Source organism: Listeria monocytogenes (assembly GCF_900187225.1).
GTDB classification, from domain to species: Bacteria; Bacillota; Bacilli; order Lactobacillales; family Listeriaceae; genus Listeria; species Listeria monocytogenes.
The window spans coordinates 831709-855805 of the sequence record NZ_LT906436.1; the positions used below are offsets into that span (position 1 = coordinate 831709).

At 37.9% G+C, this 24097-nt stretch carries 15 protein-coding genes and 1 pseudogene; 11 read left to right on the forward strand and 5 right to left on the reverse strand.

What is annotated here, in order from left to right:
- The first annotated feature begins 27 nt into the window (after nt 1-27).
- From CKV70_RS04230 to nifJ, 4 genes are all read left to right on the forward strand, one after another.
- On the forward strand, nt 28-996 hold the full coding sequence (locus CKV70_RS04230; RefSeq protein ID WP_014600648.1) for a winged helix DNA-binding domain-containing protein: 969 nt from the start codon (nt 28-30) through the stop codon (nt 994-996).
- Between the two features lie 40 nt (nt 997-1036).
- On the forward strand, nt 1037-2317 hold the full coding sequence (locus tag CKV70_RS04235; protein WP_003721392.1) for a hydroxymethylglutaryl-CoA reductase, degradative: 1281 nt from the start codon (nt 1037-1039) through the stop codon (nt 2315-2317).
- A gap of 198 nt (nt 2318-2515) precedes the next feature.
- Entirely contained in the window at nt 2516-4150 is a 1635-nt protein-coding gene (locus CKV70_RS04240; RefSeq protein ID WP_014600649.1) for a Na/Pi cotransporter family protein, read from the forward strand.
- A gap of 153 nt (nt 4151-4303) precedes the next feature.
- The gene (gene nifJ / locus CKV70_RS04245; RefSeq protein WP_014600650.1) at nt 4304-7951 is read left to right on the forward strand and encodes a pyruvate:ferredoxin (flavodoxin) oxidoreductase; all 3648 of its coding nucleotides are present in this window, start codon (nt 4304-4306) and stop codon (nt 7949-7951) included.
- A gap of 249 nt (nt 7952-8200) precedes the next feature.
- Here nifJ and CKV70_RS04250 read toward each other — a convergent pair whose 3' ends face one another.
- Together CKV70_RS04250 and CKV70_RS04255 are read right to left on the reverse strand one after the other, a co-directional pair.
- On the reverse strand, nt 8201-10162 hold the full coding sequence (locus CKV70_RS04250) for a fructose-bisphosphatase class III (protein WP_014930847.1): 1962 nt from the start codon (nt 10160-10162) through the stop codon (nt 8201-8203).
- A 113-nt stretch (nt 10163-10275) separates the two neighbouring features.
- Nucleotides 10276-11187 (reverse strand): AEC family transporter, encoded by a 912-nt coding sequence (locus CKV70_RS04255; protein ID WP_003721396.1) that lies wholly within the window; start codon nt 11185-11187, stop codon nt 10276-10278.
- 679 nt (nt 11188-11866) lie between these two features.
- Here CKV70_RS04255 and CKV70_RS04260 point away from each other — a divergent pair.
- From CKV70_RS04260 to CKV70_RS04275, 4 genes and pseudogenes are all read left to right on the forward strand, one after another.
- Nucleotides 11867-12151 carry a transposase gene (locus tag CKV70_RS04260; protein WP_003721397.1) on the forward strand — a complete coding sequence of 95 codons (285 nt, stop codon included), beginning with the start codon at nt 11867-11869 and terminating at the stop codon, nt 12149-12151.
- 191 nt (nt 12152-12342) lie between these two features.
- Nucleotides 12343-13233: an Rgg/GadR/MutR family transcriptional regulator gene (locus CKV70_RS04265; protein ID WP_014600652.1), complete on the forward strand. Its 891-nt coding sequence runs from the start codon at nt 12343-12345 to the stop codon at nt 13231-13233.
- A gap of 135 nt (nt 13234-13368) precedes the next feature.
- A complete protein-coding gene (locus tag CKV70_RS04270) occupies nt 13369-14082 on the forward strand; it encodes a diguanylate phosphodiesterase (protein ID WP_077346021.1) in 714 nt (237 codons plus the stop codon).
- Nucleotides 14075-15063: pseudogene (locus CKV70_RS04275) on the forward strand (MucBP domain-containing protein). The gene CKV70_RS04270 and the pseudogene CKV70_RS04275 overlap by 8 nt, the downstream one beginning before the upstream one ends.
- A gap of 42 nt (nt 15064-15105) precedes the next feature.
- Here the strand turns inward: CKV70_RS04275 and psiE are convergent.
- Nucleotides 15106-15519, reverse strand: a complete 414-nt coding sequence (gene psiE / locus CKV70_RS04280) for a phosphate-starvation-inducible protein PsiE (RefSeq protein ID WP_003721401.1) — start codon at nt 15517-15519, stop codon at nt 15106-15108.
- 88 nt (nt 15520-15607) lie between these two features.
- Here psiE and CKV70_RS04285 point away from each other — a divergent pair, with 88 nt between their 5' ends.
- Together CKV70_RS04285 and hpt are read left to right on the forward strand one after the other, a co-directional pair.
- Nucleotides 15608-17329, forward strand: coding sequence for an ABC transporter ATP-binding protein (locus tag CKV70_RS04285; protein WP_171839744.1), 1722 nt, complete (start codon nt 15608-15610; stop codon nt 17327-17329).
- 295 nt (nt 17330-17624) lie between these two features.
- Nucleotides 17625-19010: a hexose phosphate transporter Hpt gene (gene hpt, locus CKV70_RS04290; protein WP_003721403.1), complete on the forward strand. Its 1386-nt coding sequence runs from the start codon at nt 17625-17627 to the stop codon at nt 19008-19010.
- Nucleotides 19011-19116: 106 nt separating this feature from the next.
- Here the strand turns inward: hpt and CKV70_RS04295 are convergent, their stop codons facing one another.
- Nucleotides 19117-20337: an MFS transporter gene (locus tag CKV70_RS04295; RefSeq protein ID WP_009932658.1), complete on the reverse strand. Its 1221-nt coding sequence runs from the start codon at nt 20335-20337 to the stop codon at nt 19117-19119.
- Nucleotides 20338-20469: 132 nt separating this feature from the next.
- The gene (locus CKV70_RS04300) at nt 20470-20940 is read right to left on the reverse strand and encodes a MarR family transcriptional regulator (RefSeq protein WP_003721405.1); all 471 of its coding nucleotides are present in this window, start codon (nt 20938-20940) and stop codon (nt 20470-20472) included.
- Between the two features lie 205 nt (nt 20941-21145).
- Between CKV70_RS04300 and CKV70_RS04305 the strand changes: the two genes are divergently transcribed.
- Complete coding sequence (locus tag CKV70_RS04305) at nt 21146-23788, forward strand: calcium-transporting ATPase (protein ID WP_014600655.1); 2643 nt, start codon at nt 21146-21148, stop codon at nt 23786-23788.
- Nucleotides 23789-24097 lie beyond the last annotated feature (309 nt).

Below are 24097 nucleotides of genomic sequence, written 5' to 3' on the forward strand. Positions count from 1 at the left end.
CAATAAACTAAAAAAAGAGGTTAACAGATGGACGCAAAAACAATAATAGAAAACCGCTTTCAAAGTCAGAAATTAATACAAACTGCGAGGAGTGGCTCTCCGGAAAGAATTGTTTTTCATTTTGGAGCAATGCAATCACAAAACTATGGTCAGTCGCTCTGGGCTGTTGGGAGTAGAATGACGACGCCAAGTGAGCAAGCTGTCAAACAAGCGATTGATAATGGTGAAATTATTCGTACATGGCTTTTGCGCGGAACAATTCACTTGTTTTCAGCCAAAGATTATCACTGGATGATGGATTTAATTGCGCCTACGATAGATAAAATATGTAAACCTTACCGAGCGAAATTAGACCTAACAGAAGAGGTGCTTCAAAAGGCTATAGAAGTCGTTTCGGAAATTGTTTCAGAACAAGCCGTTACGAGAAAAGACTTGGCGGCCCATTTAGCGACGAAAGATTTACCGAGCGTAGGGATTGCTTTTGCTCAGCTGTTAGTTTATTTAAGCTCGCGGAAAGTCATTTGTTCAGGCCCGGATGAAACTTTTAGAAATACGACACACATTCCGGCTGATACGAATCATTTCACTCGAGAAGAAGCACTAAAAGAACTTGCAAAACGTTACATCCAAAGCCATGCACCTGCTACTTTAAAAGATTTTTGTTTTTGGTCTGGATTAACTGTGACCGATGCCAAAATAGGGTTAGCGGATATGCCTAAAATAGGCGATTATTACATAACAACATTGGTTAAAAATGGCACAATGCTAGCTACAATTCCACTTGCTGGTTTTGATGAATGGATTATCGGCTACCGAGATCGCTCAGCCGTTTTACCGGAAATATGGCACGATGAAATTATGACGAAAAACGGGATTTTCAGACCGGCTATTATTACAAATGGCGAAGTAGTCGGAAAATGGGAAAAACCAAAGAAACGTGCTGAATTAGAAGGAGACTTCTGGGACCGTTACATCCAGTTTCGAAATATGCTATAGTCAAGTAGATGTATAAATTTTAATTTGAGGTGATAAAGCAATGAATGCTTTTGATAAATTTTATAAAAAAACAGTAGAAGAACGACATGCAATTTTGGCGGAATATGCTGATTTAAATGAAGAAGAACAAGCATTTTTAGCTTCTACAGGGGCTCTTTCTTTTGATAAAGCGAATCATATGATTGAAAACACGATTGGTATTTATTCGCTGCCGCTCGGATTAGGAATGAATATGCTTTTAAATGATAAACGTTATGTTGTACCCATGGCGATGGAGGAGCCTTCTGTTGTGGCGGCACAAAGCGCTGGGGCAAAACTTATTGCACAAAATGGCGGGATAACTGGAAGTGCAACGAAACGAAAAATGATTGGTCAGATTGAGTTGATTTCTGTTTCTGATATCCAAGCAGCAAAAGAAAACATCATTGCGAACGAAGAACAACTAATTGCTATCGCTAACCAAGCTCATCCATCGTTACAAAAGCGTGGCGGTGGTGCGGTTAAAATTCAAGTCAGAACAGCACAAACAGCGAATGACGAAACGTTATTTATCGTTCATTTACTCGTAGACACCCAAGAAGCAATGGGCGCGAATATGGTCAATACGATGGTCGAAACCCTAGCACCAGAATTAGAAATGTTGACGAACGGAACAGCCAATATGCGCATTTTATCTAATTTAGTAGATGAAGCGACCGCAACTGCTGTTTGTCGGATTAATCCAGAAAGCTTAGCAACCAAAACCCAGAGCGGTGAATGGGTTCGTGATAGAATTATTGCTGCATATGAATTTGCCGACGCGGATATTTACCGGGCAGCAACACATAATAAAGGAATAATGAATGGCATTGATGCGGTAATTATGGCGTTTGGGAACGATTGGCGCGCGGTAGAAGCAGCAAGTCACGCCTACGCAGCCAGAACAGGAAGCTATAAACCGATGTCTAAGTGGTCAAAAGATGCGGACGGGTATTTGGTTGGGGAGCTAACTTTACCGATGCCAGTGGCCTTTGTAGGTGGTTCTATAGCGATTCATCCGATTGCGAGTCTTTCTAAAAAAATTGCTCGAGTAGAATCAGCGAAGGAACTAGCGATGTTAGTTTGTGCCGTTGGATTAACGCAAAATCTCGCTGCTTTAAAAGCACTCGTAACAGAAGGTATTCAACGTGGTCATATGTCACTACAAGCGAAATCTCTTGCAATGACAGCTGGCGCAGAAGCAGATGAAATCGAAATAGTAGCCACATTTTTGCAAGAAAGCAAACAATTAAACGTAGTCGCTGCCAAAGAATTTATCGCGAAATTACGCAGCGAAAAATAAAATAAGTTATTAAATCAGCCTTTACAAAAACTTAACAATATATTCCGAACGTGTTAAAACCTTTAATATCAACAACTTTCAGAGGATTGCTTGTACTTCCCTTTACAAAATAAAAAAAAGGTATTTACGTTACTTTTACTTTCTTTTATGATGAAAAAAGAGTGAAATTACAAGATTACAGACAAAAAGGAGATTTTCATGGGAGACATAAATATTCAGCAGATGATTTTTCAATTTATCGGAGGACTTGGAATTTTTCTTTTCGGTATAAAATATATGGGAGACGGACTGCAAATGGCAGCTGGCGACAGACTCCGCGATATTTTAGATAAGTACACAACGAATCCTTTTATGGGTGTACTTGCCGGGATTTTAGTTACCGTATTAATTCAAAGTAGCTCGGGTACGACTGTTTTGACGGTCGGATTAGTAAGTGCCGGATTTATGACGTTAAAACAGGCAATTGGTGTTATCATGGGGGCGAACATCGGAACAACCGTTACCGCCTTTATTATTGGGATTAAGCTATCCGAATACTCTTTACCAATAATTGCTGTTGGTGCAGTACTTTTATTCTTCTTTAAAAATCATAAAGTGAAAAATATTGGCCAAGTATTCTTTGGATTTGGTGCCTTATTTTATGGACTAGATTTGATGGGGCAAGGGATGAAACCTCTTGCTGGAATGGAATCTTTCCATGAATTAACTGCACAAATGAGTACGAATCCATTCTTAGGTTTGCTAATCGGAACAATCTTCACGGCAGTTGTACAGTCATCGAGTGCGACTATCGGGATTTTACAAGAATTATATGGGCAAGGTGCAATTGATCTTCAAGCCGCCTTACCGGTTCTATTCGGTGACAATATCGGAACAACCATCACAGCTGTTCTTGCAGCGATTGGTGCGAGTGTTGCCGCGAAACGTGCAGCAGCGACACATGTTATCTTTAACTTAATCGGTGCAATCATTTTCATGCTGATACTTCCGCTATTCACTTCTCTGGTTGCCTACCTGCAAGGACTGTTTGGACTAAACCCAGAAATGACGATTGCGGTTGCGCACGGGACGTTTAATATTACGAATACCTTTATTCAATTCTGGTTTATCGGTGCATTTGCATGGCTTGTTACGAAGCTTATTCCTGGCGACGACTCGCGAATTGACTATAAAACAAAACATTTAGATACCAATTTAATCGATCAATCTCCGGGTATTGCACTGGAAATGGCTCGTGAGGAAACGCTTCGTATGGCAGATTACGCGAAATTTGGTTTGCAAGAAGCGAGACAATACCTTGTGAACCGGGACTCAAAGCATGCGGAATCCACTGTTCAAGTAGAAGAAGCCGTAAATAATTTAGACCGAAAAATCACCGAGTACTTAACGAAAATTTCTTCTGTTGCCTTAACAAACAATGAGACAGAAGAACATGCGCTAATGCTTGATACCGTTCGTGATATTGAACGCGTCGGTGATCACATGGAAAACATCGTAGAAAACATCGATCAACTAATTAAAAATAAAGCGAAAATGTCAGAAGAAGCTTCCGAGCAACTCATTGAAATGTTTGAGCTGACAACCGCGAACTTTGAACGAGCAGTGAAATCCATGCATAAAAAAGATCGCGCACTCGCAGAAGAAACTATTTTAGTAGAAAAAGATATTGATAAAGCAGAACGCAGACTACGTAAAAATCATATTCGTCGCTTAAACGAAGGCAAATGCCAAGTTGTTAGCGGAATTTTATACATTGATATCGTCAGTGATTTAGAGCGAATTGGTGACCATGCAAACAATATTGCTGAATCTGTTTTAGAATTAAACGAATAATTATAAAAGAAACTAGACTATTTGACGTCTAGTTTCTTTTTTTTGTTAAAAATCTACACTTTTACTAGTCCTTGTGAAGCATTGAGTATAAGCGAATAGTGGTGTAAAATAAGAATGATTATAAAACTAGAATGACTGGAAGTGTTGAGTCTTATGCGAAATAGAAAAACAATGGATGGAAACACGGCCGCAGCTTATATTTCTTATGCTTTTACAGAAGTTGCAGCAATCTATCCGATTACCCCTTCCTCCACCATGGCTGAACTTGTGGACGAATGGTCATCAAAGAACAAGAAAAATTTATTTAATGAACCTGTAAAAGTAGTAGAAATGCAGTCCGAAGCAGGAGCAGCAGGAACAGTTCACGGATCACTTCAAGCTGGCGCGCTAACTAGCACATACACAGCAAGCCAAGGTTTACTTTTAATGATTCCTAATATGTACAAAATTGCCGGTGAACTATTGCCAACTGTTTTCCATGTTTCCGCAAGAACGATTTCGGCGGCATCGCTGAATATTTTTGGTGATCATAGTGACGTGATGGCAGCGCGCCAAACTGGATTTGCGATGCTAGCAGAAGGTTCCGTTCAAGAAGTAATGGACTTATCTGCAGTTGCTCATCTGGCTTCACTAAAAGGAAGTTTGCCATTTTTAAATTTCTTTGACGGCTTTCGGACGAGCCACGAATTGCAAAAAATCGAAGTACTTGAATATGACGAATTAGAAAATTTGCTCGACAAAGAGGCATTACAACAATTTAGAAATCGCGCAATGACGCCAAACAATCCTAAAACATTAGGTTCGAATCAAAATCCAGATATCTTTTTCCAACAAAGAGAAACGGTGAACCGTTATTACGAGGAAATTCCTAGTATCGTTCAAAATTATATGCAAGAAATTAATCAGCTTCGTGGCACAGATTATGACTTAGTAAATTATTATGGAGCAGAAGACGCAACAGATGTCATTGTGGCGATGGGCTCCGTAACACCAGTCATCGAGCAAGTCATTGATTACTTAACAACCCAAGGGAAAAAAGTCGGTTTGCTAAATATTCGCTTATATCGTCCTTTCCCAGCAGAAAACTTTTTAACAAAACTGCCGAAAACAGTAGAACGTGTGGCTGTTTTAGATCGGACGAAAGAACCCGGATCAGGCGGGGAACCACTTTTACTCGACGTGCAAAGTGTGCTTTATGATAGTGAGACTCGTCCACTAGTTATTGGCGGTAGATATGGCTTAGGTTCAAAAGATGTTACACCAGACCAGATTCTCGGTGTTTATTCGCACCTAATGACCGAAAAACCAAAACCGCGCTTTACGATTGGGATTACAGATGATATTACGAACCTATCTATCGAAAATGATGGACCGAGTGACCTCACTTCTGAAAAAACTTTCCAATGCAAATTCTGGGGTTTTGGCTCGGATGGTACTGTTGGCGCAAATAAAGCCGCAATCAAAATTATTGGCGATAATACCGATTTATACGCACAGGGTTACTTTTCCTATGATTCGAAAAAATCGGGCGGGTTAACCGTTTCGCATTTACGCTTTGGAGAAAAACGAATTCGCTCCGCTTACCTAATCCAACAAGCAGATTTCGTTTCCTGCTCCACCTCGGCCTATTTACGTTCCTATGATTTATTAAAAGGTTTAAAACCAGGCGGAACATTCTTGCTCAATACCATTTGGGAAGGCGAGCAGTTAGAACGTCATTTACCAGCTGCAATGCGCGAATATATAGCGAAAAATAATATTCAATTTTATACATTAAATGCGATGAGAATTGCGGGAGAAGCGGGACTTGGTAGAAGAATTAATACTGTTATGCAAACTGCCTTTTTCCGAGTGACTGACATTTTACCATTCGAAAAAGCACTGGCTGATTTAAAAGAATCGGCTATCGCTACTTACGGGAAAAAAGATATGGCGGTTGCGGAGAAAAATATTCTCGCGATGGACCAAACTGTTGCCAATTTGCATAAAGTAGAAGTTCCTGCAAGCTGGGCAAATCCAGTTGTAACAGCAGAAACAAATGCAGCGACTGAAAAACCAGCTTACGTACAAAACATCCTTGAACCAGTGAATCGTTTAGAAGGCGACAACTTGACTGTTGGTGATTTAATTTCGAATGGTATGGTCAGTGGGGCTTATCCTCCGGGGACCGCAGCTTACGAAAAACGTGGAATTGCGCTCGAAGTTCCGGAATGGATTTCTGAAAACTGTACGATGTGTAATGAATGTGCCTTTGTATGTCCACATGCTGCCATTCGTCCGATTTTAACAGACGAAGAAGAAATGGAATCTGCTCCAGAAGGCTTTATGACACGTGAAATGCGCGGAAAAGATGGTCTTCGTTACCGTATCCAAGTTTCCCCAATGGACTGTACTGGTTGTAACTTATGTGCGGAAACTTGTCCAGCGAAAGAAAAAGCGCTTGTAATGAAACCATTTGAAGAGGTTGCTGCTAAAGAAAATCCGAATTGGTCATTTGCGATTAATGTGAAACCGAAGAAAAACCCTGGAAAGAAAAATACTGTGCCGGGAAGTCAATTTGAACAGCCGTTACTGGAGTTCTCTGGAGCTTGTGCAGGTTGTGGTGAAACCCCGTATGTTAAATTATTAACGCAAATGTTCGGCGACCGGATGATGATTGCTAATGCAACTGGTTGTTCCTCAATTTGGGGCGCATCTGCACCAGCAACACCTTATACTGTCAATGATAAAGGACATGGACCAGCATGGGGAAATTCCCTTTTAGAAGATAACGCAGAATATGGTTATGGCATGTATTTAGCGAACCAAACTATGAGAAAAGCTTTAAACAATAAAGTGACAAAAGCGCTCAGAGAAGAAGCCATGTCAGAAACGTTACGCGAGGCGCTTGTTGATTGGCAACTGCAAATGGACGTTTCAGAAGATACGCGCGAACGAGCAGAAGCATTACAACTTGCGCTTCTTAGTGAGATGGAAGGCAACGCGGCACTCGAGTCGATTTATAATGATCGTGAATTATTTATTAAACGCTCGCAGTGGATGCTTGGTGGCGACGGCTGGGCATATGATATCGGCTTCGGCGGAATTGATCATGTGTTAGCATCCGGCGAAGATGTGAATATTTTCGTAATGGATAATGAAGTATATTCAAATACTGGTGGACAATCATCGAAAGCCACACCAACAGCAGCTATCGCCAAATTTGCTTCAGGTGGGAAATCGGTCGGCAAAAAAGATCTTGGCATTATGGCGATGAGCTATGGAAATATTTATGTAGCCCAAATTGCGATGGGAGCGAATAAGCGCCAAACCTTAAAAGCAATTGAAGAAGCGGAAGCATATCCAGGGCCATCTTTAATTATTGCTTATACGCCATGTATTAATCACGGAATTTCAAGCGGTATGAAAACGATGCTTAGTGAAACGCAAAAAGCAGTGGAATGCGGCTATTGGAGTTTGTATCGTTACAATCCAGCACTGGAAGAAAAAGGAAAAAATCCAATGACGATGGACTACAAAAAAGTCGATTTCGATCAATTCGAAGACTTCCTAAAACGCGAAACAAGATACTCGGCGCTCTATAAAGCAAATCCAGAAGTTGCCACAAAACTATCTGAGAAAACCCGCTTGGATGCAGAAAAACGCTTTAAACGCTACGCAACAATGGCCGGGCTTGATTTAGAGAAAATATGGAAGAAAAAAGAAGCAATTGAAGATGTGAAAGCGCCCGTTGATGATGAGCGAGCAGCAAGGAAAGCAGCACGTGAAGCAAGAAGATTAGCGCGGGAGCAAGGTAAATAAAAAAAGTAGGCCTAGCATTAGCTAGGCCTACTTTTTTGCTTTTGATCTGTGGGAATCAGAAGCGATGTGGGAATGAATAGATATTCTCTTATGAGAGTTATAAAGAAATAACTACTATTTAAATATAACTTTTTTTCTTAGAAGATGCACTAGAAAAATGAAGAGATAAGTTTTCATATAAGTGTTAGTTGTTGCAGCCCAACCTATTTGGTACTTGTGAAAGTTTTATGACAATTAAAAACCTAGTAGTTAACGGTTTTCATGAAGCAAACCATTACGATAAGCATCTAGTAGCAATTTTAAATCTTCTGCCTGTTCACTAAGTTTAGCCCCAATATCGGTATCCCTTACACGTTTACGGTTAATTTCCATTTCGATAACTTGACGCGTGGAAAGAATATCCGTTTCATTTTTGATAGCATCCTCTTTTGTAGTAAATGGCTGATGACTAACTAGTTGTAAACCGTAACTGTTGAAAAGTAGTGTATAACCCGCTAAGTTTGTCTCTTTATGATATGCTTTTGCGAACCCGCCATCGATGACGAGCATTTTACCACTCGCTTTAATCGGACTTTCACCTTTTCCTTCTTTGACTGGCGTATGGCCGTTAATGATATGCCCGCATTCTCCGTCAAGCTCAAATTCTTCTAAAATTTGTTTGCAAATTAATTCGTTATTACGCAATTTATAATAAGGATTTTTTTCCTCTGTGTGGGTTTCTTTTTCTGCAACAAAATAACGTTCAAACGTAGTCATTTCACTTTTTCCGAATAGCGAAGAAATGGCACCAGTCCACAAATACCAAACGATATCACACGCATATTTCTTTTCTTTTGTTCCAGTTGGGCGGACGTATGCTTCGCGGGTAAGTATTTCAAACTGCTCTAAAAGCGCACGACCAGCATATTTTTCGCCACGTAATTTCATTTCCATAAAAGTCCCATCTTTGTGGAGCGGAATGCAGCCATGGTAGAGTAAATTGCCATTATAAGTTAAAAACATGCTGCCTTTTGAATATAGAAATTGTACATGTTTTTGCAATCGGCGGCAGTTTTTAAAAGCGGCAGTAATTTTCCCAATAAGTTCTCTCTCCGCATCAGTAAGTTCATAAGGATTTTCTGGATTAATCGTTGGAAAATGATTGTCTAACAACTGGTATTCTTTTCCTTTTAGTTGAATTGTGCCTTTTTTGTAATCGATAAATTGAAGTAAAAGCCGATGATTCATATCAAATTCTTTGCGTCGGTTAATAATTTCACCTTCCAATTTAAACTGAATAATCGAGATAGCCTTGTGCATCCTAGCAATTTGCGTGATTTCAGCATTACTATAGTTGATATTTTCTTCATTCTTTGGCTGGAAGTAGGTACAAGGATCGTCTTTGTACACTTCGTCGGCAAAAAGGGCTAGGGGGCGAAGGGAAATACCGTAACTATCTTCTAAAATATCTAAATTTAAATAGCGAGCAGAAATCCGAATAACATTAGCCGCACAAACCCTAGAGCCACTAGCCGCGCCCATCCATAAAATATCGTGATTACCCCACTGGAAATCGAGCGAATGGTAATTCATTAATGTATCCATGATTTTATCTGGATAAGGGCCACGATCATAAACATCACCAACAATGTGCAAATGATCCACGACCAATTGTTGAATAAGTAGCGAGAGAGCGCTAATAAATTCTTCTGCACGACCAAGTGAAATAATATGTTGTAAAATTTCTTCATAATAAAGCTTTTTATCGTCTTCATTGTAGTTTTCATGAAGTAACTCTTCTAATATGTAGGCAAAATCTTCTGGCATGGCTTTTCTAACTTTAGAACGTGTGTATTTTGAAGCAACATACTGGCAGAGTTCAATCAAACGAAAAAGTGTGGTGCGATACCAAGCATGCAAATCTTCTGTTTCACTAGCAATCAAATCCATCTTTTCTTCTGGATAATAAATCAGTGTACTAAGTGAATTAATCTCTGCATCATCTAGCTCTGCGCCAAAAATATCACGAATTTTCCGTTTTACAACACCAGAACCATTACGAAGCACTTGTTCAAAAGCACTATATTCACCGTGAACATCACTTAAAAAATGTTCCGTTCCTTTTGGAAGGTTCATAATTGCTTCGAGGTTAATGATTTCCGTAGCTGTCTTGGCGATAGTAGGATATTCTTTTGCTAACAAGCGTAAATATTTCATATCAATAGTTTTCACCAGTTCATTGCCTCCTTTTTAATTGGTATAGCTATTATATTTCTTAAATGTAAGCAAGGCAAACGTTTTGTTTCACAATTGGTCTATACAAAAAAGACGAGCTAGAGCCCGCCTTAGAAAACTGGATGAAGAAAATAGAGCACAATGGGTAAGGTAATAATACTTAAAACAGTACTAATAAACGTGGCACTAGAAACTAAATCTGGTTTTGTATCAAATTGTACAGCCATTAAAGTAGTATTCGCTGCAGTTGGCATAGCTGCAAGCAAAATCATAATTTGTTTCGTCATTTCGTCAACAGGAAGAATCAACGTTAAACCAAACGCAATGATTGGAGCAATGAGTAATTTGAGTACTAATGCAATGCCTACTTTCGTAAGTTCGATTCGTCTAAACGAAATAACCGCTAGCTGCATTCCAAGAACAATCATAATCGTTGGAATAGCTGCGTCGCCAACAAGCTTTACGCAAGTCATTAAAGCGGAAGGAAGTGAAACATGAAGTAATTGAAGCGCAAGCCCGAGTAAAGCCCCGTAAGCAATCGGCATCCGAACAACTCGTTTCATGACCGTTTTCATTCCATTTGCATCTTTACTCCCTTTTGCAGCAAAATAAATCCCAATAGTACTCATAGCCAGTTGCTGTAAGACCATTAATACTACAGCAATATCAAGCCCAACCGCCCCGAAAACAAGCAAGACAACAGGCGTTCCATAATTTCCGTTATTCATAAACGCACTAGCCAAAATGAGCGCGCAACGATCTTGCAAGTTATAACCTAGCAAAAAACTAATCAAACTGACAAGCAAAATTAAACTCAGACAAAGCGCAAAAATGTAAATCGCCAAATATGCATAATCTATCGTAAGCGGATTGGTATAAAAAGTATTAAATGCAAGAAACGGTGACATTAAGTAAAGCGTGAGTTTAGATAAGTTAGGAATATCAAATTTTAAAGTCTTTTGCCCAACAAACCCAATAGCAAAAATCCCAAAAACTGGAAGTAAAATAAGTAGAAATTCCATGGCGGCCCTCTTTTCTATGTATATTGTAGCTTATTGTACCATAAAATGAAGTTTCAGTAAGACAATTATACATGCTTCTATTATAGTATTTATTTTAATCTAACAGTTATCTTAATTAGCTTAAATTCAAGCAGGAGCTAATTTTAGATGGGGGAGTAAAAAACGATAAAATGAAGTTAGAGATGATATATGTATACGAACACTAACTGGTTCTAATATTTGAAGGGGCAATGTTTTGTCACAAAATAGCCACTTTTAGGAAAAATACACAGTTTAAAAGTGTTTTTTGGAGTATCAAATACGACATGTTGTCTTATATAATTTAAATAGCGAATTGGAAATATAGAGATATCGGCAAGGAAAACCTGTATTTTAGCTTCTATATTTACAAAAAAACAGAGGGGGACTGAGATGGAAAAAATACAATAAATTGTAGGTGAATTTGCCCAGATAATAAAAAGAAATATTACTATTTAAAATTATGTAAACTGAAAAAGAAAGAGCTACTAAGTTGTATGGGAATCGCGGGATGTTTTAAAATTAATTTGTAACTTGAAAATGGCGAAATAGTTTATTTGCTGGGAACTAAAATCAGCATTGAACTTTGAACTCAAACAGTATATAACAGTTATCTGAGACATTACTAAACTTTGAAAAACGCACAGGAAAGGAACTGTTCATGCCTAAAAAATTATATAATGAAAAATTCAAAAAAAGTCTAGTTTATTTATATCATAAAGGAACATCGAAGCATACACTATGTAATGATTTTGGTGTCTCAATAGCATCTCTTACAAGATGGATCAAATTTTATAACACAGAAAATATAGATTTAAATGAAGCTACCAATATTTTACAAATGTATGAATTAAAAAAACAAAAAAAGGTACTAGAGGCAGAAATTTCTGCTTTATCAGAAGCTATCTCGATTTTTAACATGGAGACGAGCATTGCCGAAAATTAAGTAAAATCCACTCATATATTATTATGGGTGGATTTTTTTATGAGGGAATTACCGTAAGTGACATTTTTGTAAGTTTCATTTTTAGAGTAAAAGCGTTAAACTACTAAAGCGAATATTGGGGATTGCATGATTAATATTCTACATACAAGATAACCTTATTTTCTGAAATTGAAATATAGGAGACGATTTAAATGGTTGCGTATGGTGAGTTAATTCGCGAAGTACGACTTTCAAAAGGACTAACGCAAAAAGAAGTTTATACAGGAGTAATTTCAAAATCATATGCAATAGGTTTTGAAAAAGGAAAACATGATATTACATTAGTACTATTTGAAGAAATTTTAGACCGGGTCATGTTAAGTTCAGATGAATTTTTCTTTATGAATAGGGGCTATTCTTTAGCTGAGGAAGATAATTTTTGGTACAAATTTGCAAATGCAGCTAATCAAAAAAGTTTGGCAGAATTACAAGAATTATACCAAGAAGTATTGCAGCAAAATGGCGATAGAGCGAATCTAAGGAAAGCAATTGTCCACTCGAGAATTGAAATTAATGAACAATTTCTTTTGAATAATCGATTTGACGTTAGTATCGTTTCTGAGGAAGATAAAGCAGTTATCCAAACGTATTTGTGGAAAGTTCAATCATGGACACTAGAAGAAATTCGGATTTTCGCTAATTCAGTGGACTATTTTGAAGAAGATGTACAAATTTATTTTTTTCAATTGGTCTTGAAGTCACTCGAAAAATATAAGCATTACGATCGTGGTAAAAAAGTATTTTCCACGCTACTCACCAACATAATAGAAGAACTAATCACCCGTGATCAATTAGAATATGCCGCGCAATTATTAGAAATACTGCACGAACTTTCTTCTACGCATGACTGTGCTTTTTACCGGATTATGCATAATTACTATCAAGGCTTAATATGGATGAAAAATGACGAGGTCGAACAAGGCTTAAAAGAGTCTAAAAGTGCAATCCGAATTTTAGATGCACTTGATTACAAATCCCTCGCGCTACTTTATAATACATTACTTCAACAGTTTTTAGAAAAAGAGAATATACAAATAGTTTAAAGTAAATCAGATACCTTTTATAAGGTATCTGTTTTTTTGGTCTTATATATAGGACCTAATGAGTTTTATTGCTCATATGTTGTATTATTTGGAATGTACTAATTTTCACATGTTTTTTGGAAAGGAGAGATTTTTATATTAAATCAAAAATATCAATTACTACTTCATAATGAATATGACACAAAAAGTGGTGATTTAGTCAAAAAAGAAATAGTTGCAACTAAAAAAACTAAAAATCTCTTGGAAGATCTAACTTCGCATTTGTTATGTGTTACAAATCAAATAGAGTATGGAAAATTTATCACTTGGTATGAAATGGAAATTAAAAAAGTTCTACAAGTTCATACCAATCAGCACTTTATTATTAAAATTTCCTTTCAACAATTATATTTTCGGGAAACAATGCTGTTGCTTGAGAATTTGCAGAAAGATAGCCGGCGAATAACGATTGAGCTAGTTGGAGATAGTCAGATTAGCCCTTATTCAAAGGAACATTTTTCCGCAGAGGACAGTGATGCTTTTTTGAAAGGGAAGTTAAAAATGTTGAAAAAGTGGCATTATTTTATTTCAAAGCATATTGAAAGTGGTGCCATCGAACAAACACTGATTTTTACGCCCTATATTGATGAATTGAAATATAGTTTAACGCAAAAGTCGAAGCTCTTACACAATATTACTGAATTAAAGTTTTTTCTATCATTTTGGAAAAATTGGGCTGAGCTTCGATTTGTTGATTTTTTAGTTTTAGTAGATGAAAAAAACGAATTTGTATCGCATGTGCTTTTACCAGATGAATTAAATGTACGTTGCAAAATGTATGAGAACTTTGGAGGAATGGTCAGTGAGTAAAAATGTAAAAAAAATAGTGATAACTCTCTTTGCATTAATAATGACAATAGGATTAGCAAGTGGGTTCATCGCACCTATAAAAGCAAGTGCAGATACAAATAATTTCACGGTTAAAGTGGAATATGTTGATGCAGATGGAGCGGAGATTGCTCCTTCAGATATATTAACCGATTATCATTATGTATCTACTCCAAAAGATATTCCTGGCTATAAATTAAGAGAAATACCTCATAATGCGACAGGAAATATCACAGATACTGGAATTATCGTGCGTTACATATATGACAAAACAATCGATGTAAGATACGTAGATGAAACAGGCAAAGACTTATTACCAGTAGTAGAAATCATCAATAGTGAAGCAGCGGTTTTAGAGACAATATCTGACTATACATTTGTAAAAAAAGACATTAGCATAGATGGCTTGCATATCATTTTTCGCTATAAAAAGAATATTTCTACCATTCCAGATTTCGGAAAACCGAATCAAGTCACTGTAAATTATCTGGATGAAAACAAGACTCCAATTGCCCCGTCATTATATTTGAGCGGACTTTTCAACGAAGCATACAACGTTCCGATGAAAAAAATTAAAGGTTATACTTTATTAAAATACGATTCGGAAATTCTTGGCGTTTTTACCGAATCACCACAAACAATCAACATCATTTATCAAAAAAAGCGCCTGAGCAAGCACCAAGCATGGAACCATTACCTGATCCAACTGTTCCAGAAAGCCCGCAAGTAGAAAAATCAAAAATAGAAACAACAGAAAAAAGAACTACATCAAAAGTGAAAATCGCACCGAAAGCATTAAAATTAACCAAAGTCGAACAAAAAAAACAAGAGACGAAAGATAGCTTACCAAAAACAGGTGATAGCTCGGTAAACTTATTAATTACATGCCTCGGAATTATTGCCATATCGTGTGGCGTATACTTACTCGTACAACAAAGCCAGAAGCGCCGTCGTAAAGAATAGAAAATAAAAACAAGCAATCCTATTTTCGGATTGCTTGTTTTTTTATCCTTCTCGTTTAAGCATCTTTGTATTAGCTAAAAATAGTGCAGCGACGAGTAAAAGAATCGCGCCTGAAAGTATTAGTGTGGAAGTTGCGCTAGAGTGGTCGACAATAATAAATCGAATAATCGCTGTGATACCAATATAAATGAAGTAGCGTAGCGGAAAATGAAAATGAGATTCGAAATATTTTACAATGAGCGCAATAAATTCAAAGTAAAGGAAAAACGTCAAAATATCTTGTGTCATATAATAGTAAGAAACGTCCGTGTCTAAGAAGAAAATATTATTGAAAATCGTAAATGCCTCTCTAATTAAAAAAGCAACAAGGGTAAAGCCGACCATAATAAGCGCCAGATTCAGGGTAATTCGTAGCAGGATGGGAACAATAGAAGAAATTTTTTCTAATCGTTTCATCAGTTGCCTCCTTTCCAAAAACGATATCGCTTTTTTAGTCATTTTACACTATAATGGGAACCATGACTATTTTTAAGGGGGGATTGTTATTCTAAAACGATTTTTTAGTTATTATAAACCGTATCGAACACTTTTTATCATTGATTTTGGTTGCGCCGTCTTAGCTGCTATTTTGGAGCTGGCTTTTCCAGTCGCTGTAAACCACGTGATTGATACACTACTTCCAGGAAAAGATTTTGGTCTTATTATTACTGCTGCTTTGGCCTTATTATTCTTTTACATACTTAATACATTTATGCAGTACATTGTCACTTATTTTGGCCATATGCTTGGTCTTAACATAGAAACGGATATGCGCAGAGATTTATTCAGCCATTTGCAAAAACAACCATTTGGATTTTACGATAATCAGAAAACTGGGAAATTGATGTCGCGAATGACGACTGATTTATTTGAAATTGGTGAAGTAGCGCATCATGGTCCGGAAGATATTTTTATTTCGATTATGTCACTTTTCGGTGCATTTTTCTTAATGTTAAATATCAATGTGAAATTAGCGATTTCGACTTTTATTCTAGTACCGATTCTGACTGTTTTAATTGTTTACTTCAACAAACGAATGACCAAAGTAACAACCGGGATTTTTAAAGATTTAGGGAACTTTAATGCCGGCGTGGAAAATGCTATTAGTGGGGTGCGGGTTGTGCAAGCATTCGCCAACGAACCACATGAAAAAGGGCGTTTTAGAGTGCTCAACCAAGCGTACCGTCAGTCAAAATTAATGTTCTACAAAGTGATGGGCTTGAGTTTTTCGTTTAACTATTTTCTGATGCGCTTAATTAGTTTATTTGCACTTTTATTCGGTGCTTATTTTACGATTAATGGCGAAATATCATACGGGGAGTTTGTCGGATTTATCTTGCTAACAAACGTGTTCATCCGGCCAATCGAGAAAATAAACAACGTAATCGAAAGCTATCCAAAAGGCTTTGCAGGATTTAAACGATTTCTAGAAGTGATGGATACAGAACCAGCAATCCAAGACGAAAAAGATGCGAAACCAGCCGAGGCGTTCCGTGGTGACATTGCTTACAACCAAGTATCTTTTGAATATAGCGATGGAAAAAATGTTCTAAATCATATAAATCTTTCTATTAAAGCCGGTGAGACTGTTGCGTTTGTTGGGCCAAGTGGGGCTGGGAAAACGACAATTTGTAATTTGTTGCCACGTTTTTACGATGTGTCAGCTGGTGAGATTACGATTGATGGTGAAAATATTAAACGATTCACTTTACCGTCCTTGCGAGCACAAATCGGCGTCGTGCAGCAAGATGTTTTCTTGTTTTCTGGTACAGTTCGTGAAAATATCGCGTACGGAAAATTAGACGCTAGCGAAGAAGAAATAGAGCATGTCGTGAAACTTGCCCATCTTTCCAAAGTAGTAGAAGAAATGCCAGATGGCCTCGATACAATCATTGGCGAGCGCGGTGTCAAACTTTCTGGCGGGCAAAAACAACGGTTAGCAATTGCGCGAATGTTTTTGAAGAATCCGCCTATTTTAATTTTGGATGAAGCAACGTCGGCACTTGATACAGAAACGGAGCAAGTGATTCAAGCCTCGTTAGAAGAGTTAGCAGAAGGGCGAACGACATTAATTATTGCGCATCGACTTGCTACCATTAAGCATGCTGATCGAATTATCGTTGTAAATGAAACGGGCATCGCAGAAACTGGGACGCATGATGAGCTTTTAGCGCAAGATAATGGCGCCTATAAGCGGTTATATGATGCTCAGTTTAATACGATTTAATGAGTAAAAACTTTCAGGTTTCAGGGAATGTTTTACTAAAAGGAAAGCAGGAATTATTTGGGAATCCCAAGATAATTCCTGCTTTTTTGTTTTCTGCATGGATAACAAGTGTTAATGACGGAAAGAGAGTATCTGGTTTATATTTTTAGCAGCGCAAAAAGGGGAAATAATGCATTTGGATAGCAGAGGTGATTGCTTTAGAAAAATTGATAGACTTTATATGGAAGCGTTTGCGTAATGATGCTCATAGCATTCTAAATTTAGAATGCAGATTACACTGGAAAGGAAAATTATAATGTCATTATTCAGTTTAAAAAGAAAGAACCATTTTGTTCCACTAGAAATTCAAAGGCAACAATGGTTCAAACACTTTATCGTTGCATTTATGTCTGTATTTATTTGTTATCTAACGGTCTATCTTCTAAGGAATAACTTTAAAGCAGCTCAGACATTGTTAATTGAGCAGAACCATTTCAGCACCACAGAACTAGGAATGATTGGTTTAGCTTTTTCTGTTATGTACGGAATTGGAAAAACGATTTTAGGGTATGCCGTGGATGGAAGAAATGCTAAAAAAATAATGAGTTTTTTATTAGGGGTTTCCGCTATTATATCAATTATTATTGGAATACTTTTAGTTACAAAGCAAGCAACAGTAGGTATATTGTTTATCCTTTGGGGAGCAAATGGATTTGTGCAATCACCAGGTGGACCGGCTTCCTATTCAACTATCACACGATGGACGCCAAAATTGAAAAGAGGAAGATGGTTAGGTTTTTGGAATGCCTCGCATAATATAGGTGGTGCTTTAGCGGGAATTGTTGCTTTTTGGGGTGCGACTACTTTCTTTAATGGCGGCGCAGGGGGAATGTTTATCGTTCCGGGTATCATTGCGATTATCATTGCAATTATTTGCTTCTCCGTGGGCCATGATGAACCGGAAGAATTAGGATGGAACTCTGCCGCTGAAATTTTTGAAGAGCGAGAAGAGCAAGGGGATTCGGAGACAAAGGACCTATCTAGATTTCAAATTTTTTGTCGATTTGTTATTAATAATCCGTGGGTATGGACTTTATGCGTAATAAATATATTCATCTATATTGTTAGAATTGGTATTGATAATTGGGCGCCCGTTTATTGTATTCAAGCGCTAGGATGGAGCACAAAAGATGCTATTATGACTATTTCTTTTTTTGAAATTGGAGCATTGCTAGGTTCATTATCGTGGGGCTGGCTCTCAGATATTATGAAAGGTCGCCGTATGCTTTGCTCGATTATTGCAGTTGTTATTGAATTTTTCATGTTAATTAGCTATTCGCAAGTTACAAGTGTTTATAGCATGTATACGGTATTATTTATTTTAGGATTCTTAGTATTTGGCCCCCAACTTTTAATAGGAGTGTCGGTGATAGAGTTTGTTCCTAGAAATGCTTTAGCTGTAACAAATGGCTTAACTGGAACGTTTGCGTACTTATTCGGAGATTCTTTTGCTAAAGTCTTTCTAGGATATATTGCAGACCCAACAAAAGCGGGTATGCAAATATTTGGCTATAATTTACATGGCTGGGGCGCAACTTTTACTATTATGTTTACAGCTTTAATTATTGCAGGCTTAATGATGATTCCAGTTGCATTAAAACAAGAGAAAATTATACGACAAGCAAAAGTTTTACATCTATAAGTTGAAAACAATGAGTGAAGATAAACTAATTACTAAAAAGGTATCCTTATTAATAGTATAAGGATACCTTTTTCATCGCAAAATGGTTTCTTAAATACGAAAAACATTATTTTGCTAAAGAAGTCTTTTTGTAAAGGATAAAAATTGCAACAGTTATTAAAAGGACACCCATAATAGCAGGAGCGGCATGGCCAAGGGTAATATAAATTTGCCCACCGATAATAGGTCCGATAATACGCGCCAAAGACTGAATGGCTTGACTACCACCTTGAATCCGACCTTGTTCACTAGCGCTGGCAGCTTTTGAAACCATTCCGTTGAAAGAGGGCCCGAAAATCGAGTCACCGAATCCAAACACGAACATACCAATAACGAGTAATGGAGCAAGTGTGAAAATCGAGGAAGTTGCAATAAGCGAATATCCGATAATCTCCGCAATCATTCCAAGAACAGCAATTTGTTTATCCGTTAATCTGATTAAAAGTTTGGGCATTACGAAAGCTTGTGACAGGATATCTTGAATGCCCATAATTGAGAACATCATTCCGATTAAAGCCGGCTTCCAACTGAAACTATCGATGGCAAATTGAGACATGACAGCTTGCAACGAACCATTTGGAACCCAAATGAAAAATGCCGCAATCAGTAAACGCCCTAAGTTTTTGATGGTCAGAATGTTAAGCAGCTGGGAAAACGGATTGAGTCGCATTAGCGGAATTCGTTTTAAACGATTTGCGTCGTCTAAACTCTCAGGCATATAAAAATAACCGAATAAGAAGTTAATGAAAGTAATCGTCGCGCCAAAGAAAAATGGCATAGCATAACCAAAGTGGGCAAGCAAACCACCGAAAGCTGGACCAAGCGCAGCGCCCGCACCTGCAGCAGCACTTACCCAGCCAAAATATTTCGTCCGCTCCTCTTGAGGTGTAATATCAGCGAAGAAAGCAAACAGCGTACTAATACTCCCACCAGTAATTCCTTCGATAATTCGACCAAGAAAGAGTACCCAAAGCGCCCCACCAAGACCAAAAATAAAGTAACCAATGGCAGAGCCAATAAAGCAAATTAGTAAAACCGGGCGTCTGCCAAAACGATCACTTAAAGCACCAAGTCCAGGCGCAGCAAAGAATACGCAAAATGCGTAAACCGATGTGAGCAGTGTCACCATAAGCGCTTGATCACTAGCATTTGTTACATAAGGTGTCACGAGAAAAGGGACAACGGGCATAATAATACTAAAACCCATTCCACAGAGGAAAACAGATATAAGACCGAAAAGTAAAGTTTTCTTATTAGTTAAAGAAGTTCTAGATTTAGATTGAAACATGTAATTCTCCTATCAATTGTTTAATTAGTGTCCTAGGAAACATAAATAGCTTAACTCCTTTTTGTTTCCTTGTCAACAAAAATAAAACAATAAAAAACAGCCTAACTCAAAATATATAGGCTGCTAGAGGGTTTATTCAGATTTTGTTTTTAAAACTTTCTTCATCTCATTATCCAAATGACGACTATATTTATCCACAAATTTTAACACCTCGGCATATTGCTCATCCGATATGTCTTCGAAAACAACTTTATCGCGATCCAGAAATTCTTGATGCAATTCATCGTGTACTTGGTTTATTTCAGCCCCTTTAGTTGTTAAACGGAAATAGATTTCTTTCTTGTTTTCTGGTTTTTGATAACTTTCAATATAGCCTTTATCCATTAATTTTTTAGTGATTTTACTAATCGCGCTTTTTGTCATATAGAAAGCTTCTGCGAGTTTTGTTACGTTAGGGTCTTCATTTTTGGCAATATATTCGATACAGTGGACTTCGGAAGGTTTGTATCCCTCGAGCGCTTTTTCCATCTTTACTTTGTTAATCCATGCGAGCTTATTAAATAAATCTCTAACGTTTGCCATGACTTGTTCGTTTTTATCCATGTCATGCCCTCCTAATCTATCTATCTGGTTGTAGTATAGCCGTTTTTTGTGTCCTTTTCAACTATTTTTTGCCCTTACCAACCAAAAGAGAGACTTGAAAGCGCTGTTTGTTAAGAGTGTGTAAATTTCCAGTGTTATCAATATTATTTCACTGTTAAGATTTGTTATACTTAACACATAAACTGTTTGGAAGGGGCTGACATGATTGGAGATATACCGCAAAAGCGCGGCAGAAACATTTACACAACTAGAAGCGACAGAAAAAGGCTTAACAACTAGTGAGGTAACAAAACGACAAGAAAAATACGGTTTTAACGAACTGAAGAATAAAAAGAAAGATCCACTTTGGAAACTTTTCCTTGAAACATTTAAAGATCCAATGGTTATTGTTTTAGTCATCGCTGCCTTGGTGCAGTTGGTTTTAGGCGAAGTAGTCGAATCGCTTATTATCTTTTTAGTGCTGATTGTGAACTCGATAATTAGCGTAGTTCAAACGCGAAAAGCAGAAAGTTCGCTTGATGCGTTACGAGAAATGTCTGCGCCAGTTGCCAAAGTTATTCGTGATGGTTCTAAGCAAAGTATTCATGCGCGCGAACTTGTTCCGGGTGACGTCGTTATTTTGGATGCAGGTGATTTCGTCCCAGCAGACGGCCGTTTGTTCGAAAGTGGCTCCTTGAAAATCGACGAAGGGATGCTTACTGGAGAATCGGAGGCAGTCGAGAAATATATCGATACCATTCCAGATGAAGTAGGACTTGGCGACCGTGTGAATATGGTTTTCAGCGGGTCCCTCGTTGTATATGGTCGCGGGATGTTTGTTGTAACAGGCACAGCGAGCGAAACGGAAATCGGTAAAATTGCCGGATTACTTGAAACGGCAGAAGCAAAACAAACACCACTACAAAGAAAACTAGAATCATTCAGTAAAAAGCTAGGACTCGGTATTTTAGCACTCTGTGTACTTATTTTTGCTGTCGAAGCTGGTCGCGTATTACTCGGCGACAATTCAGCGGATATGGCAACAGCGATTTTAAATGCTTTTATGTTTGCCGTGGCCGTAGCTGTAGCAGCCATTCCAGAAGCACTTTCTTCTATTGTAACGATTGTACTTGCGGTCGGAACAAACAAAATGGCAAAGCAGCACGCGATTATTAGAAAGCTCCCAGCTGTTGAAACACTAGGCTCCACCAGCGTTATTTGTACAGACAAAACCGGAACATTAACACAAAATAAAATGACTGTAGTCGATTACTATTTACCCGATGGAACAAAAGAAAATTTCCCAGAAAGTCCAGAAAATTGGTCAGAAGGGGAACGTCGTTTGATTCATATTGCGGTACTTTGTAACGATTCAAATATTAACAGTGAGGGCAAGGAGTTAGGCGACCCGACCGAAGTGGCGCTAATTGCCTTTAGTAATAAAAATAATCAAGATTACAATGAAATTCGCGAAAAATTCATCCGTGAAGGCGAAATTCCCTTTGATTCAGATCGTAAGTTAATGTCTACGCTTCATACCTTTAATGAAAACAAGGCAATGCTAACAAAAGGTGGACCAGACGTGATGTTCGCGCGTTGCAGTTATGTTTTCCTTGATGGGGAAGAAAAGCCAATGACAGAAGAAATTTTAGCGAAACTAAAAGAAACAAACGAAGAATTTTCGAATCAAGCCTTACGTGTCCTCGCATACGGCTACAAACGGATGCCTGCTGATACATCCGAATTAAAATTAGAAGATGAGCAAGATATCGTTCTAGTTGGTTTAACAGCAATGATTGACCCACCACGTGAAGCCGTGTATGCATCCATTGAAGAGTCCAAAAAAGCGGGTATTCGCACGGTTATGATTACTGGTGACCATAAAACAACGGCACAAGCAATCGGCCGTGACATTGGTTTAATGGATGCCGATGATATCGCATTAACAGGCCAAGAACTAGACGCAATGCCAGAAGAAGAACTCGACAAAAAACTAGAACATATCGCAGTCTATGCCCGAGTTTCTCCAGAAAATAAAATCCGTATCGTCAAAGCTTGGCAGAAAAAAGGCAAAATCACTGCAATGACTGGCGACGGTGTCAATGATGCGCCTGCTCTAAAACAAGCCGATATTGGTGTCGCAATGGGTAGCGGAACAGACGTTGCGAAAGACTCCGCTGCAATGATTCTAACAGATGATAATTTCGTTTCGATTGTGGATGCAGTTGGCGTAGGTAGAACCGTTTTTGACAATATTAAGAAATCAATTGCTTATCTATTTGCAGGAAACCTAGGTGCGATTATTGCGATTTTATTCGCGCTAGTGCTGGACTGGATCAACCCGTTCACTGCATTACAATTACTATTTATCAACTTAGTCAATGACTCCTTACCAGCAATCGCACTAGGTATGGAAAAAGCAGAACCTGACGTAATGAAACGCAAACCAAGAGATATAAACGAAGGTATTTTTGCTGGTGGAACAATGCGCGCCGTTATCAGTCGTGGTGTATTAATCGGTATCGCCGTTATCATCTCACAATACATCGGTATGCAAATTTCACCAGAGATGAGTGTCGCAATGGCGTTCACTACACTTATCCTAGCTCGTACATTACAAACATTTGCAGCCCGATCAAACGTCCAAACCGCATTTGGCGCAGGATTCTTCAGCAACAAATACGTAATCGGTGCTGTATTGCTTTGTTTCGTCCTATACGGAATTACTGTACTACCAGGAGCTCGCGAAATCTTCTCAATCCCAGCATCATTTGGCCTACATGAATGGTCGATTGCAGCCGGGCTAGCACTTGCAGCAGTTGTAATGATGGAGATTATTAAAGTAGTTCAGAATAAGTTTTTCAAATAAATTATAAAAACACAGAAATTCCTTGTTTGGCTGAGGATTTCTGTGTTTTTTATTTCATATAAAATACAGGTTTCTTGAATTATAAGTAACTATTGAACCGATATATAAGCAATGAGTTATTCTTTTGGAAAAAGTACTAAAAAAGTAAAAAATCCGATACGACGATGTGGATCTTTGATAAATCGATTTAAAAGCATTGAAAATATCTCTATTTATAGGGGATTTTAGTTTTTCTTAAACTTTACTAAAGTTTTTTCATTTGTTAAATGTGTCTGAAATATGTCGGAAAGCGTTTTTTTGTATGACGAA